This is a genomic window from Bradyrhizobium sp. CCGE-LA001, from assembly GCF_000296215.2.
Taxonomy (GTDB): domain Bacteria; phylum Pseudomonadota; class Alphaproteobacteria; order Rhizobiales; family Xanthobacteraceae; genus Bradyrhizobium.
In genome coordinates this window covers 2,738,614-2,752,854 of the sequence record NZ_CP013949.1, presented here as the reverse complement: position 1 = coordinate 2,752,854, position 14,241 = coordinate 2,738,614, and the positions used below count along the sequence as shown (strand labels likewise).

At 64.4% G+C, this 14,241-nt stretch carries 9 protein-coding genes; 3 read left to right on the top strand and 6 right to left on the bottom strand.

Annotated features, from left to right (window positions below; translation table 11 throughout):
• Positions 1 to 36: 36 nt before the first annotated feature.
• From BCCGELA001_RS12875 to BCCGELA001_RS12855, 5 genes are all read right to left on the bottom strand, one after another.
• Positions 37 to 3,135, bottom strand: coding sequence for a MexW/MexI family multidrug efflux RND transporter permease subunit (locus BCCGELA001_RS12875; protein ID WP_008550299.1), 3,099 nt, complete (start codon positions 3,133 to 3,135; stop codon positions 37 to 39).
• A gap of 71 nt (positions 3,136 to 3,206) precedes the next feature.
• Positions 3,207 to 4,397: an efflux RND transporter periplasmic adaptor subunit gene (locus BCCGELA001_RS12870; RefSeq protein WP_008550301.1), complete on the bottom strand. Its 1,191-nt coding sequence runs from the start codon at positions 4,395 to 4,397 to the stop codon at positions 3,207 to 3,209.
• A gap of 1 nt (position 4,398) precedes the next feature.
• Positions 4,399 to 5,085 (bottom strand): TetR/AcrR family transcriptional regulator, encoded by a 687-nt coding sequence (locus tag BCCGELA001_RS12865; protein ID WP_060735451.1) that lies wholly within the window; start codon positions 5,083 to 5,085, stop codon positions 4,399 to 4,401.
• A 139-nt stretch (positions 5,086 to 5,224) separates the two neighbouring features.
• Positions 5,225 to 5,815 carry a thiamine pyrophosphate-dependent enzyme gene (locus tag BCCGELA001_RS12860; protein ID WP_060735450.1) on the bottom strand — a complete coding sequence of 197 codons (591 nt, stop codon included), beginning with the start codon at positions 5,813 to 5,815 and terminating at the stop codon, positions 5,225 to 5,227.
• Positions 5,812 to 6,354: a phosphonopyruvate decarboxylase gene (locus tag BCCGELA001_RS12855; RefSeq protein ID WP_060735449.1), complete on the bottom strand. Its 543-nt coding sequence runs from the start codon at positions 6,352 to 6,354 to the stop codon at positions 5,812 to 5,814. Before BCCGELA001_RS12855 ends, BCCGELA001_RS12860 begins: the two co-directional genes overlap by 4 nt.
• A gap of 106 nt (positions 6,355 to 6,460) precedes the next feature.
• On the opposite strand from BCCGELA001_RS12855, the gene BCCGELA001_RS12850 reads away from it, so the two are divergent.
• The 3 genes from BCCGELA001_RS12850 to BCCGELA001_RS12840 all read left to right on the top strand — a co-directional run bounded on the left by BCCGELA001_RS12850 (position 6,461) and on the right by BCCGELA001_RS12840 (position 11,204).
• Complete coding sequence (locus BCCGELA001_RS12850) at positions 6,461 to 7,681, top strand: cytochrome P450 (protein WP_060735448.1); 1,221 nt, start codon at positions 6,461 to 6,463, stop codon at positions 7,679 to 7,681.
• A 226-nt stretch (positions 7,682 to 7,907) separates the two neighbouring features.
• On the top strand, positions 7,908 to 9,122 hold the full coding sequence (rocD, locus tag BCCGELA001_RS12845; protein ID WP_008550313.1) for an ornithine--oxo-acid transaminase: 1,215 nt from the start codon (positions 7,908 to 7,910) through the stop codon (positions 9,120 to 9,122).
• A gap of 582 nt (positions 9,123 to 9,704) precedes the next feature.
• Positions 9,705 to 11,204 (top strand): Spy/CpxP family protein refolding chaperone, encoded by a 1,500-nt coding sequence (locus BCCGELA001_RS12840; protein ID WP_236840865.1) that lies wholly within the window; start codon positions 9,705 to 9,707, stop codon positions 11,202 to 11,204.
• A gap of 806 nt (positions 11,205 to 12,010) precedes the next feature.
• Here BCCGELA001_RS12840 and BCCGELA001_RS12830 read toward each other — a convergent pair.
• Positions 12,011 to 14,230, bottom strand: coding sequence for a hypothetical protein (locus BCCGELA001_RS12830; protein ID WP_060735445.1), 2,220 nt, complete (start codon positions 14,228 to 14,230; stop codon positions 12,011 to 12,013).
• Between the last annotated feature and the right edge of the window lie 11 nt (positions 14,231 to 14,241).

The window sequence follows — 14,241 nt, the reverse complement described above, 5'->3', positions numbered from 1 at the left end:
ACCGCTGCCGCCCTCTGGTTTGCTTCGCTTGCGGCCTCAGGTCGGGCGCAGGGCCTTGTCGGAGCCGAGGTCGAGATCGGCAATCTGCTTGTTGCGCTCCGAATCGGCCGTCGCGCGATGGTCGGTCGCCAGCACCACATAGACCGCCGGCAGCACGAACAGCGTGAACAGCGTGCCGATCGACATGCCTGCCACGACGACCAGACCGATCGAGAAGCGGCTGGCCGCGCCCGCACCGGTCGCAGTCAGGAGCGGGATCAGGCCCGTCACCATCGCGGCCGTGGTCATCAGGATCGGCCGCAGACGGATCCGGGCCGACATCTCGATCGCGGAGCGGCGGTCGAGCCGCTCGTTGACCTGGAGCTCGTTGGCGAACTCCACCATCAGGATGCCGTGCTTGGTGATCAGGCCGACCAGGGTGAGCAGACCGACCTGCGTATAGATGTTTATGGTCGCCATGCCGAAGAACAGCGGGATCAGCGCGCCGACGATCGCCATCGGCACCGAGATCATGATCACCAACGGGTCGCGCAGACTCTCGAACTGCGCCGCCAGAACCAGGAAGATGATGATCAGCGCGAAGCCGAAGGTGATCGCGAGCTGATTGCCTTCCTGCACGTACTGCCTGGAGTCCGCCAGATAGTCGTGGCTGAAGCCTTGCGGCAGCTTCTTGGCCTCGCCTTCGAGGAAGTCGACCGCAGCGCCGACGGTCACGCCGGGCATCGGCACCGCAGAGAACGTCGCCGAATTGAGCTGGTTGTAGTGCGTCAGCGAATTCGGATCGGTCTTGGTCCTGATCGAGACCACGGTCGACAACGGAAGCTGTTGGCCGGTATTGGTCGTCACATAATAGCCGCCGAGCGATTCCGGCGAGAGCCGCTTGCCGCGCGGCACCTGCGGGATGACCTGATAGGAACGGCCCTCGAGATTGAAGCGGTTGATGTAATTGCCGCCGAGCAGCACCGCCAGCGTCGAACCGAGGTTCTGCATGTTGACGCCGAGATCCTGCGCCTTGGTGCGGTCGATCGTCACCTCGACGTTCGGCTGGTTGTAGGCGAGGTCGCTGTCGGAGACGATGAACATGCCGCTATTGCGTGCGGATTCCTTCAGCTTCTCCATCTGCTCATAGACGGTCTGGAAGCTGGCCGTGGAGTTGATGACCATCTGGATCGGCAGGCCGCCGGGTCCGCCCGGCAGCGGCGGCAAGTTGAACGCGAACGCCTGCACACCCTCGATCTTGGAGAGTTCGGCCTGCACCAGCGGCTTCAAGGCGATCGACGAACGTGTGCGCTCGTCCCACGGCTTCAAGAGCATACCGGCAATCCCGCCCTGCGGGCCATTGATGCCGTTCAGAACGAAACGCAAATCGGTCTCGGGAAACTTCTGGAATTCCTTGTCGAGCTTCTCGCCGTAAAAATCGACATAGTCGATGTTGGCGTATTTCGGCGCCTTGGTCACCGCAAACACGATGCCCTGATCTTCCTCGGGAGCCAGCTCCTTCGAGGTGTGCATGTAGAGGAAGCCGACGAGCCCCAGGATCGTCACGGCGAACAGGCCGGTGATGGCCTTGTAGTCGAGCGAGCGGTCGAGCTTGCGGCCGTACCACCGCGTCATGGCGCCGAACACCCGGTTCACGAGCTTGGCGAAACGGCCCTCTTCCGTGTTCTTGAGCAGCACCGAGCACATCATCGGCGACAGCGTCAGCGCGACCACGCCCGACACGATGACCGAGCCCGCCAGCGTAAAGGCGAATTCCCGGAACAGCGATCCGGTGAGGCCGCCGAGGAAGCCGATCGGCGCATACACCGCCGCAAGCGTGATCGTCATCGAAATGACTGGCCCGACGATTTCGCGCGCGCCCTGCAGCGACGCCTGGACCGGCGTCTTGCCCTCCTCCAGATGGCGGTGAATGTTCTCCACCACGACGATGGCGTCGTCGACCACGAGACCGATCGCGAGCACCATCGCGAGCAGGGTCAGGAGATTGAAGCTGAAGCCCAGCGCCAGCATCATGGTGCAGACGCCGATCATCGACAACGGTATGGTGACGACGGGAATGATGACGGAGCGCAGCGAGGCCAGGAACAGGAAGATGACCACGATCACGATGATCACGGCTTCGCCCAATGTATTCCGCACCTCGTCGATCGAGGATTGAATGAACTTGGTCGAGTCGTAGGCGACCTTCATCTTCATCGAGGGCGGCAGGTTGCGTTCGAGCTCGGGAAACAGCGCGCGCACGCCCTTGACCAGCGTCAGCGGGTTACCCTGTGGCGTCGCCTGGACGCCAATGAAGATCGCACGCTCGCCGTTGAAGGCGACACTGGCATCCGTGCTTTGGGCCGCAAGCTCCACGGTGGCGATGTCCTCCATCCGCACGAAGCCGCCGTCCTTGGCCTTGACGATCATCTTCTTGAACTGATTGACGTCGGTCAGGCCCGTATTCGTCGAAACGTTCGAGACGATGAGATAGCCCTTGGTCTGGCCCGCCGCGGACTGGAAGTTGTTGGCGGTGATTGCCGCGGCAACGTCCGCCGGCGAGACATTGCGGCCGGCCATCTTCACGGGGTCGAGCCACAGCCGCATCGCAAAGGTCTGGCCGCCCAGAATGTCAGCCGAGGCCACGCCGTCGACGGTCGACAGCACCGGCTGGACCACACGCGTCAGGTAGTCCGAGATCGCCGAGCCGGACAGCTCATCTGACGAGAAGCCGAGATACATCACGGCCGTGGTCTGGCCGGTGGTCTTGGTGACGATCGGGTCGTTGGATTCCTTGGGAATCAGGTACTTCACCGAGTTCGTCTTCGCCAGCACCTCGGTGAGCGCCTGATTCGGATCGAAGTTCAGCTTGATGTAGACCTGGATCGTCGAGGTGCCGAGCACCGAGGACGAGGTGATGTAGTCGACGCCTTCGGCGGACGCGACCGCCTGCTCGATCGGCGTGGTGATGAAGCCCTGGATCAGGTCCGCGGAGGCGCCGGGATAGACGGTCGTGATGTTGATGACCGTGTTCGACAGCTTCGGATATTGCCGGATCGGCAGCACCATCGCCGCACGTAGACCGATCAGCAGGATCAGCAGGCTGACGACGACCGACAGGACCGGTCGCTTGATGAAAATATCGGTAAAGCGCATCGCGGCGATCTCGAATTCTATGTCTCAAGAAGCGTGATCCGGCCGAGCCGGATCACGCGAATGTAGTTGGGTCAGTAACGCGGCGGCTGCGCCGGGATCTGCGGGGCCGGGTCGGTCGAAATCGACACCGCCGCACCCGACTGCAGCTTGAGCTGGCCGACGGCGACGATCTTGTCGCCCGCCTTCAGGCCCTTGATGATTTCGACGCGACCTTCGACCCGGTTGCCGGTCTGCACGAAGGTGCGCACCGCGGAAAGGCTGGTCTTGCCGTCCTCTTCCTTCTTCTCGGTGATCACGAACACCGAGTCGCCGTACAGCGTGTAGTCGACCGCCGTCTCGGGAACGGTGATCACGGCCGGCTTGTCCGGCAGAACCACCGTGGTGGTCACGAACATGCCGGGCTTGAGGATCTTCTCCGGGTTCGCGATCGTCGCCTGCACGCGGATGTTGCGGGTGTCGGTCGAGATTTGCGGCTCGATCGTGGTGATCTTGCCGTCGAAGGTGCGGCCCGGATAGGCGTCGACCTTCAACCGGACGACCTGACCGACCTTGAGGTTGCCCGAGTCCTTTTCCGTCACCGTGAAGTTGGCCCACAGCTCCGACAGATCGGTCAGCGAGACAATGGCGGTGCCGGCGGTGAGATACTGGCCGACCTCGACCTTGCGCACACCGAGATCGCCGGAGAACGGCGCACGCACCAGCTTCTGCGAGATCAGCGCCTCGGTCTTGGCGATGCCCGCCTGCGCCTGGTCGTAGGCGGCCTGGGCCTGATCGACGGTCGCCTGCGGACCGAACTGGCGCGCGGCCAGCTGCTTGGCGCGGTCGAGCGAGAGCTGCGCGACGGTGGCCTGTGCCTTGTAGTTGGCGAGATCGCCCTGCTCCGGCGCATCGAACAGCTGCACCAGCGGCGTGCCGGCTTCGACACGCGTGCCCGGCTCGAACTTGATTTCGGTAACGCGGCCGTTGACGTCGGCGGAGACGTCGACCTGATGCACGGCGACGAGGCTGCCGACCGCCGTGAGCAGGTTCGGCACCACCTCGGACTTCGCTTCAGCCGCGCTGACTGCGGTCGGCGGCGGCTTGTTGTTCGCGAAGAACTGCTTGATCATCTGGCCACGGAAATAGTTGAACCAGACGAGACCGCCGACGAGCACGGCCAGAAGCGTGCCGACGATGATGAACCAGCGCACCGGCTTGACCGGACGCTTCGGCGCTTTGTCGATCGGTTCGCCCGATATCTTGTGTTCGGCTACGATGTTCATGTCATGCACTTTCTGCAATCGCCGTCCTGCCCGCGTCCGTGGCCTGATCGTGGCCCAGATGCGAAGCAATTGCGGCGTCGTTAAGTCCGATACCCCTCAGGAGGAACTCACAGAGCTGCCGCTCCAAATCGTTCGCCTTGCCGTAAGCGAGACAGGGCGTGGCCGGCAGCCTGGTCAGCGCCGCGGTCATCACCACATGATGCGCGAACCAGAACAGGTTGAGCGGATCGCCCGTGCAGGGCCGCGCGTCACCGCTCGCAATCGCCCGCTCGAGTGAGGTGACGAACACGGCCCCGATCAGCGTCTCGATCTTGGCATACAGCAAGCGGGCGAATTCGCCATCGTCCAAATGGCTCGTGGCCATCAGTCGCAGGCGCTGCGCCTCTTCCTGGTCGGGCCCGTCCGCGATCGCGAGGAAATGCTGCACCATGCCGCGGATCAGCTCCACCAGGGCCGCCGTCGACGGCTCCCGTTCGAGCAGCTCCATCAGCGCCGGATCGGCCTCGCATTCGTCGCTCAGGATCTCGGCGTAGAGCGCCGCCTTGGACGGGAAATGCTTGAACAGCAGCGCCTCGGAAATGGCGGCGGCGGCCGCCACGCTCTTGGTCGTGGTGCCGTTATAGCCGTGTCGGGCAAAGCAGCGTTTCGCGGCACCGAGGATCAACTGACGCCTCAGGTCGCTCGTCATACGCAATGAGCTCATGGTGGGTGAGTAAGCACTCACCCACGCAAAAGTCAAGCACTATGCTGCATCGCAACCTCTAGATTCGGTAGAAGTCGCCTGAGTACACGGCCTCCGTGCAGGACGGAGGCGCCAAGCCGGCCTCCTAGATTGGCTGGAAGCCGAGGTCACCACGGATCCGGTTGACGATGTAGGTCCCGTCCCGGATCGGCAGGATTCGCTCCAGATTGGCGCTGTCGATCTTCACATTGGCAAAGCGGGGCCCGGCCGAGACGTCGTGGACCGCCTTGGCGAAGGCCTCCACCTCCGCCATGGTCGATATCGACTGGCAGTCCGCAATCCCGCAAGCCTTGGCGATGCCGACGAGGTCGGCCGCCGCGGAGGTGTGACTGGTCTGGCCGCCGGTCTCGCCATAGGCCTCGTTGTCGAGCACCACGATGGAGAGGTTGGACGGTTTCTGCAGAGCGATGGTGGCAAGGCCGCCCATGCCCATCAGCATCTCGCCGTCGCCTGTGATGACCAGCACCGGCAGCTTCGGCTGCGCCAGCGCCAGTCCGAGACCAATCATCGCGGCGCCGCCCATGCCGCCCCAGAGATAAAAATTGCGGGCGTGGTCGCCGGCCGCGCACATGTCGTTGGTGGAGGCACCCAGGCCTCCGATCGCGACGACGTCCTTGCGGTCGGCGAGGAGCGCGGAGACCACTTGGCGGCGGTCGAGGAGATTGGCCTTGCTCATTTGGTGAAAACCTTGGCGCCGATCAGGCGCTGCGACAGAAGGACGGCGGTGGGCGTGAGCGCGTTGAAGGCCTGCGACGCGGCCGCCTCCAGCACGGCCGGCACCTCCGCTGCGTGCGAGGCGCGCAGCACCTGGACGCCGGAGAGTTCGAACACGCCTTGCGTGGTCGATCCCATCGGCACCTGCCAAGGATTGAACTCACCCCACTCGCCGCGCATGGTCACGAGCGTGAGGAACGGAAAGCGCAGGATCGGGATCAGCGACAGCATGTTGATGCAATTGCCGACGCCGCTCGACTGCATCAGCAGCACGCCGCGCTGCCCGCCGGTCCAGGCGCCCGCCAAAAGCGCAACGCCCTCCTCCTCCGTCGTCAGCGGAATGCCGCGCATCGTCGAGGAGTCCAGCACGCGCTGGATCAGCTTGGAATGGCCGGCGTCGGGCACGTAAGGCACCTGCCGGACGTCGAAGCGTTGCAATGTCGCGAAAATATCGTCGGGCCAACTCGGGGCCGTGTCGGGAGCGTCAGCGCGCGCGTGCATTTTCCTGTCCGGTCGGCTAGCAGTGTTTCGAAGACTGTAGACGCATGCACGTGTCGACCAGAACAACAAAAACGGCATATCGGCTTTAACCGGCGAGTATAACGGGATGAACGCAGATGCGAAGGCGCTGGCGGCAAGCTTCGACCTCGAGAAGCTGACGCCGGAGTTCTACGACAACCCCTATCCGACCTATCGTGCACTGCGGGAGAACGAGCCGGTCAAGCGCCTGCGCAACGGCACCGTGTTCCTGACCCGCTACGACGATCTCGTCACCACCTACAAGAACACGAAGTCGTTCAGCTCGGACAAGAAGCGCGAGTTCGCGCCGAAATACGGCGACACGCCGCTTTACGAGCACCATACCACCAGCCTCGTCTTCAACGATCCGCCCGCGCATACCCGCGTGCGTCGCCTCATCATGGGCGCGCTGTCGCCGCGCGCGATCGCGGGGATGGAAGGCGATCTCATCACGCTGGTGGACGGCCTGCTCGATGCGATCGCCGCCAAAGGGACTTGCGAGCTGATCGAGGATTTTGCCGCGTCCATTCCGATCGAAGTCATCGGCAATCTGCTCGACGTGCCTCACGACGAACGCCGGCCGCTGCGCGACTGGTCGCTGGCAATCCTCGGCGCGCTCGAGCCGGTGGTGTCGCCGGAAGCGGCTACGCGCGGCAACAGGGCAGTGACGGACTTCCTCGCCTATCTCGAAACGCTGGTCGCGCGCCGGCGCGCGAGGCCCGGCAACCCTGATCGCGACGTGCTGACGCGCCTGATCCAGGGGGAAGAGAACGGCGAGCGGCTGACCGAGAAGGAGCTGCTGCACAATTGCATCTTCCTGCTCAATGCCGGCCACGAGACCACGACGAACCTGATCGGCAACGGCCTCGTCGCACTGGACCGCAATCCCGACCAGAAACAGCGCCTGATCGACCACCCCGACCTGATCAAGACCGCGGTCGAGGAGATGCTGCGCTACGAAAGCTCGAACCAGCTCGGCAACCGCATGACCACCGAGAAGATCGAGCTCGGCGGCGTCATGCTCGAGACCGGCACCTCGGTGACGCTGTGCATTGGCGCGGCCAACCGCGACCCCGCGCAGTTTGCGGACCCCGAACGCTTCGACATTGGCCGCACGCCGAACCGGCACCTCGCCTTCGCCACCGGCGCGCATCAATGCGCGGGCATGGCGCTGGCACGGCTGGAGGGCGCCGTCGCGATCTCACGCTTCCTGGCGCGCTTCCCGAACTATGCCGTCAGCGGGGCGCCGGTGCGGGGCGGACGGGTCCGGTTTCGGGGCTTTTTGAGCGTGCCCTGCGCGCTTCGCTGAGGGGGACGACAACAAGACTACGAAAACAACCCCATGCACAGTAGAGCGTGGGTCGGCGGACGACGTGCTGTCATGCGGCAGAACCATCTGAGATTTCGGGCAAATCAGGCCGCGCTGCGCCATCGGACGCATCAGGGCTTCCGAGCGGGCAGACCGGTCCCCACATCAGTTTGAGCGCGGCCGTGCGGCCGGTTGGCGCCGGCGCGCAGCAATGGAGTGACGGCAGATGAGCGCGTCGGTCATTGATTTCGTTGCTACGGAAGCACGCTTTGGCGCCCATAATTACGAGCCGATCGGCGTCGTCCTGTCGCGCGGCGAAGGTGTCTGGGTCTGGGATACCGAAGGCAACCGCTACCTCGATTGCCTCTCGGCCTACTCGGCGGTCAACCAAGGCCACTGCCACCCCAAGATCCTGGCGGCGATGGTGGAACAGGCGCACAGGCTGACGCTCACCTCGCGTGCCTTCCACAACGACCAACTCGCCCCCTTCTACGAAGAGATCGCGGCGCTGACCGGCTCTCACAAGGTGCTGCCGATGAACAGCGGCGCCGAGGCGGTCGAAAGCGCGGTCAAGTCGGTCCGCAAATGGGGCTATGAAGTGAAGGGCGTGCCTGACGGCCAGGCCGAGATCATCGTCTGCGCCAATAATTTCCACGGACGCACGCTGGGCATCGTCGGCTTTTCAACCGACCCCGAGACACGCACGCACTTCGGCCCGTTCGCGCCAGGCTTCAGGATCATCCCGTTCGGCGACGCCGCGGCGCTGGAAGCGGCCATCACGCCCAACACCGTCGCCTTTCTGGTCGAGCCGATCCAGGGCGAAGCCGGTGTCATCATTCCCCCATCCGGCTATTTCGCTGAGGTGCGGAAGCTCTGCAGCGCCAACAACGTGATGCTGGTGCTCGACGAGATCCAGACCGGGCTCGGCCGCACCGGCAAGCTGCTCGCCGAACAGCACGAGGGAATCGAGGCTGACGTGACGCTGCTCGGCAAAGCCCTGTCCGGCGGCTTCTATCCGGTGTCGGCCGTGCTCTCGAACATCGACGTGCTCGGGACATTGAGGCCCGGGCAACACGGTTCGACCTTCGGCGGCAACCCGCTCGCCTGCGCCGTGGCGCGCGCGGCGATGCGCGTGCTGGTCGAGGAAGGCATGATCGAGAACGCGGCCAGGCAGGGCGCACGCTTTCTGGACGGCTTGAGGGACATCCGCGCCAACACGATCCGCGAGGTGCGTGGCCGCGGCTTGATGCTGGCGGTCGAGCTTCATCCCGAGGCCGGGCGGGCACGCCGCTACTGCGAGGCGCTTCAGAGCAAGGGCATCCTCGCCAAGGATACCCATGAGCATACGATCCGCATCGCCCCGCCGCTGGTGATCACAACCGACCAGGTCGACTGGGCGCTGGAGCGGTTCGCTGCGATCCTGACGCAGGATTTCTCTTGAGCTGCCTGCGTCGGAAGATCGCAATGCCGGCCGTGGCCAAGAACGAACGATTGCGCCGTCTGCGCGTTGAAAGTCGTGGGCAATTACGAGTTGGGAGCCAAGATCATGCTTCCGCGTGGCGTTTGCCTGACGGCTGTTTTGGTTGGCGTCTCGATGCTGACGACGAGCGCGCCGGCCCAGGGACCCCTCGGACACGGACGGGGTGGAGGCCCACCAGGGCCAGCCGCAGCGCCGCCAGCAGGACCACCGGCCATGGCCCGACCGTCAGCACCACCGGCGATGGCTCGTCCAGCGGCGCCGCCTGCCATGGCGCGTCCCGCCGCGCCGCCAGCCATGCCGCAGCGACCGGCGATGGCGCCACGTCCGGCGCCGCACATCGCCTCACCGCCACCGCGTTCGACCCCTCATATCAGTGCCCCCCGCACCGCCCCGCAGGTGGCCGCGCCCCGGCGCGAATTCCATCGGCCGCCGGCAGCGGCCGAACGTCCGGCCATGGCGCCACGTCCGGCGCCGCATATCGCCGCCCCTTCGCGTCAAAGTGCACCCCCGGCCGTAAGCCAGCGACCGGGGCCGCCCCGTGAGATGCTGTCGCGCCAATCCGCGGAACGCCAAGACCGCATCGACCGCTTGCAGCAGCGCGTGCAGCAATTGCAATCGCAGAAGCCGGAAGGCGCAAGGGCGCAGCAACAGCAGCAACGGTTGCTGCAGTCGCAGAGCCGTCTTCTGGAGCGTGAGCAGCGTGTCCAACAGCGCTCGCAGCAGGTCGAGCAACGGCAGCGCGAGATGCTGTCGCGCCAGACGACGGAGCGCCAGACCCGCATCGACCGCCTGCAGCAGCGCGTGCAGCAATTGCAATCGCAAAGGCCGGAAGGCGCGCAAGCGCAACGCGCACAGCAGCGACTGCTCCAGGCGCAGAACCGCCTGCTTGGCCGTGAGCAGCGCGCGCAGCAATTTGATCTGGCGCGCCAGCAGCGGCTTGGACTGCAGGCTCCGGCGGGGCGCGCTCCGGCCCTTGCGGCCGCCGCGCAGGCCGCCGAGCGCGGACGGTTTGCGGCGCGCTTCCGCGAGCAGGCCACGTCGCAGACTCAAGCGGCGCTCGTCACGCGCCAAAGCGGCTGGGGTCCCCGACAGGCCTGGCGTCACCGCCACCCCGCGGCGTTCGTGGCGTGGCTTGGGCCCGTGTTCTGGCCTTACGCCTATTCCGACATCTTCAACTACACGTTCTGGTCCTATGGCTACGAGCCCGGATATTGGGCGTACGCCTATGACGACTTCGTCGACACCGTGTTCTGGGGTGGTGACGGCCCCTATTCCGCCTATGCCAGCACCAACCCGTATGACTATCCGCAAGGCGGCGGCGGCAGCCGCGCACGCCAGCGTGCCAGCGTGAGCCCGCAGACGCTTCAGCAGTTGTGCGCCACGCCGGACAAGGGCGTGACCGCCTGGCCACTCGCCGATATCGCACGGGCGGTGCGGCCGACGCCGGAGCAACGCACACTGCTCGATGAGCTCAAGACGGCGGCGGCCAACGCCGCCGGCGTGTTCAAGGACTCCTGCACGGAGACTTATGCACTGACTCCCCCTGGCCGCTTGCGGGCGATGATGAACCGCATCAGCGCGACGCTTGAAGCCGTCAAGATCGTTCGACCGGCACTGGAGAACTTCTACAACTCGCTCAGTGACGAACAGAAGGCCAGCTTCAACGCGCTTGGTCCCAATGTCGGCGAGCGCTCGCCGCAGCAGCAGGAGGCCAGTGCCGAAGGGTGCGCCGATCCGAAGTCCGGGCTCACGCAGTTGCCGATCCAGAGGATCGAGGCTGTGCTCCACCCCGCAGGTAAGCAGAAGGAGGCGCTCGACCGCCTCAGCGAAGCGACGGCGAAGGGCGTTGAGGGCCTACAGGCGGCCTGTCCGAACGATGCGCCGCTGACACCGGTCGGACGGCTGGAGACGATGCAGCACCGGCTCGAGGCCATGTTGACCGCCGCCAAGCTGGTCGAACCCGCCCTCGACGAGTTCTATGCCACGCTGAGCAGCGAGCAAAAGGCGCGCTTTAACACGCTGCAGCAGGTCGCAAGCCCGTGAGGTAGCGATCGAACTCCGAACCACGGCGAGACGACGCGATGGGCCAGAAGCGCCAGCCGTCAACGAGGGGAACGATGCAACGCATCTGCCCTCTCAACCGAGGCGGTCCCCCTCTTCCTCGCGTTACAATTGTGGCCGACGCAGGGGCCTAAAGTCGGGCAGGCAGGCGATCGCTTGTTCCAGCTCTCTTGCGATTGCACTGTAGCGCGTAAGCGTCCGCGCATAGACGTCGCGCTTGAGCTGGCTCCTCGCTGCCTGTTGAAGGCGCTCGCACTCAGCCATTTGCACGCGGAGCAGTTCTAGATGGGCCAGCATCTCTTTCATGGACAGCTAATCTATCCCACCTCAGCTTTGGTTCAACGGCGAACTTGGACAAGCGCCAGGGCAAGCCACGAGAACGTCGGATGAGGTCCGGCAATGGGGTCGGAAGCTGACGCTGGAAGGGCAGCAGGCAAAGTCAGCTATGGGCCAGCAGACAATATTCGATCAGTTCGGTTGCCTAGTTCGTTCGGTATCGTGATGCCAAAGCGATGATTGACTTTTCCTCGCGCCGAAGAAACCGTCCGGCGCGACAATCAAGCAACCGGCACTTTGCTCGCCGACGCCAGCCAAGGCTGTGTCGATCTCGCGCTCACTACTCGCCCGCACAACCGACAGCCGTCGTCCCAGCGCATGCGCTGCCTCCTGCATCGCCTGCACCACAGAGTTGGCGGCAGGATTCCGGATTGATGAGCAAGGTAATGCATCTTTCAGTATGTTCGTTTCTCAAGGCTCGTCCCCGATTGGTAATTGATGAAGGTTCGCGCTTAAGCGGGCGTATAGCTGATGATAATGAGTCCATCGCCCCCGACACCCGGAGTGCCGTCAACACCGGCTCCGTTTTGGCCGCCGCCACCGCCGCCGAAACGTCCGCCGCCACCCGCGACGGACCCGGCTCCGAAGGTACCGCCTCCACCACCGCCTGGGCCGAGGCGACCGCTGAGATTGCTGCCCGGCGCGCCGCTCACTCCCGATGGCCCACCGAATCCTCCTAATCCGCCCTCGCCGGCGCCGCCGGTACTTTCCACTCCCGGAGTGCCGTCGGCGCTCGGCCCCGCCGCCCCACCGCCACCGCCGCCGACGCTGGAGCTGCCCTGGCCGTCTGCTCCAGCTCCGCCGCTCGTCGTGAGGGAACCGATGCCGGAGGCCGCCGCACCGCCTGCTCCTCCAGACCCGGTCGTTGCCGTGACACCGCCTTTCGCAAAACAAACATTAACGGCGTCGGCATCGTCCTTGACAAAGGTGTCGCCTGCCACGCCGCCAACCTGCACGGTAATGACTTTGCCGGGCGTGTAGGTCAGATTTTCCGCCCGGCTGTAGGCTCCGCCGCCGCCGCCGCCACACGACTGCTCCAAAGCGCCGCGGCCGCTGCCGCCACCACCGATGCATTCGATGGAGTTGCTGTTATTGTTCCAGTCGAGAGGAACGGTCCATGCTGTCGTCCCGGTCTGCAGGGGTACAACCTTGCGCTCCCCTAAAACAGGCGGCGGCGGCGGGGGCGAATTCTTCGGCGCGCGAACCAACTCGTCAAAAAACATGCGCCAGAAATTCGGGAACTTCATCCCGGCGCGGCGCAACTGCGGGTCGCGCTCGACGCGCGGACCCCACCGGCCAGTGTAGCCATGCACGTTGGAGCTGACATCATCGGACCATAGAATCTGGCTGTCGCGGTCGACGCTTGAATCATAGCGTCGCGACTCGAACTGAAGATTGTCTTTGCTCCGCCACTCCTTTGATCTTTCTTGCGCGACCCCAGGCGGGCGCAGCCCGGCCGGGTGCACCACCGTCCCATTGGTGCTGAGCGCATCGGTGAGGGGACCGGGTGCTCCGCGCCCAGGCGGGAAGCTGGTGTCAAATTCGTCAAAATCCGGCGCAGCCCCAACTGCAAGTTCGGCCAACCCCACGAACAATCCGATGACCGCACCAACTGGCGCTCCCCCGAATTGTGCGGCGGCGGCTGCCCCGGCCAGGATCTTGGCCGCGAGGACAGCGAACCAGTCGGGCTGTGTCGATTCACTCAAGGGGGCCTGAGGGGCCTCTGCCCTGCCGCAGGAATTACGCGACGGATCCGCGTCCGTCAGCGGCACAACCGGTTCAGCCGTCTCCCCGAACAGGTACATGGCGTGGCTGCCTCCTGCGATGACCAGGCGAGCATGGGACATATCTACCGTCAGCTGCGGCCAGGGAAAGACTCGCATGCCAACGCGCACTTCCTTGTCCTGCTGCCGAATCACGCCGACGTTGCGCCGAGTTATTCCCGCCCATTTCGGCTCGAAGGCGCCGGCCGCCGTGGGCTTGTCGAGCAGCACGGCGAAGCAGTGCCACTCCCCCGCGAAGCTTCCAAATTTATCGGCCTCGGGCACATTCTCGCAACCGCCCAGGCCCTCATCATGTCCGGGATAGAACAGATAGTAGCATATCAGCGCCGGAATCTTCAGCTCCGGCGCGCGGCCCGGAGAACCTGCGGTGAGGCTCGCAAAATCATTACCACCGCTTTGCTTCAGCAATGTCCAGAGTTGCTCGAGGCGCCCGGAGTCAAAGAATTCGGCATGATACCAGAAGCGGCTGTTTTCGAGCGAGCCGTTGTAGACCTCTGCAATCTTGTCAAGATTTGCGAAGCTATCTGGAGGAGGGTCGGACGAACCTGCCGGCCTCCAGCCTTCGAGCGCGAGAAAACATTCTTTGTCCTTCGGCGTTTCGAGGAAATCATAGGTGCTCCCCGTTTTTTTGCCCAGAAAAACTGAACCTTCGCCCCCTTCGCCCTCGATTGCGCTGATCTTGCCCGCTTCAATCGCGGCGTTGCCGCCCCAAGTGCTCCGCGTATCGAACGGATCGCTCGCCTTCCACAATTCGCAGCGCTCCAGGTAGCGTTTGGCGTCGCTGGGAAAGAAGCGCTCTTTCGGTTGGTCTGCGGGCCCATCGTAAAAGAATAAAATCGGTTCATAGTCGCGGATCAACTTCAGCTGCGCTGCAGTCGGTGGAGGCATCGGCCGGTTCT

What these genes read in the sequence shown, in the direction of transcription:
- BCCGELA001_RS12875 (WP_008550299.1), bottom strand. Translation starts at nt 3,135, where the DNA reads ATGCGCTTTACCGATATTTTCATCAAGCGACCGGTCCTGTCGGTCGTC.
- BCCGELA001_RS12870 (WP_008550301.1), bottom strand. Translation starts at nt 4,397, where the DNA reads ATGAACATCGTAGCCGAACACAAGATATCGGGCGAACCGATCGACAAA.
- BCCGELA001_RS12865 (WP_060735451.1), bottom strand. Translation starts at nt 5,085, where the DNA reads ATGACGAGCGACCTGAGGCGTCAGTTGATCCTCGGTGCCGCGAAACGC.
- BCCGELA001_RS12860 (WP_060735450.1), bottom strand. Translation starts at nt 5,815, where the DNA reads ATGAGCAAGGCCAATCTCCTCGACCGCCGCCAAGTGGTCTCCGCGCTC.
- BCCGELA001_RS12855 (WP_060735449.1), bottom strand. Translation starts at nt 6,354, where the DNA reads ATGCACGCGCGCGCTGACGCTCCCGACACGGCCCCGAGTTGGCCCGAC.
- BCCGELA001_RS12850 (WP_060735448.1), top strand. Translation starts at nt 6,461, where the DNA reads ATGAACGCAGATGCGAAGGCGCTGGCGGCAAGCTTCGACCTCGAGAAG.
- rocD (WP_008550313.1), top strand. Translation starts at nt 7,908, where the DNA reads ATGAGCGCGTCGGTCATTGATTTCGTTGCTACGGAAGCACGCTTTGGC.
- BCCGELA001_RS12840 (WP_236840865.1), top strand. Translation starts at nt 9,705, where the DNA reads ATGCTGTCGCGCCAATCCGCGGAACGCCAAGACCGCATCGACCGCTTG.
- BCCGELA001_RS12830 (WP_060735445.1), bottom strand. Translation starts at nt 14,230, where the DNA reads ATGCCTCCACCGACTGCAGCGCAGCTGAAGTTGATCCGCGACTATGAA.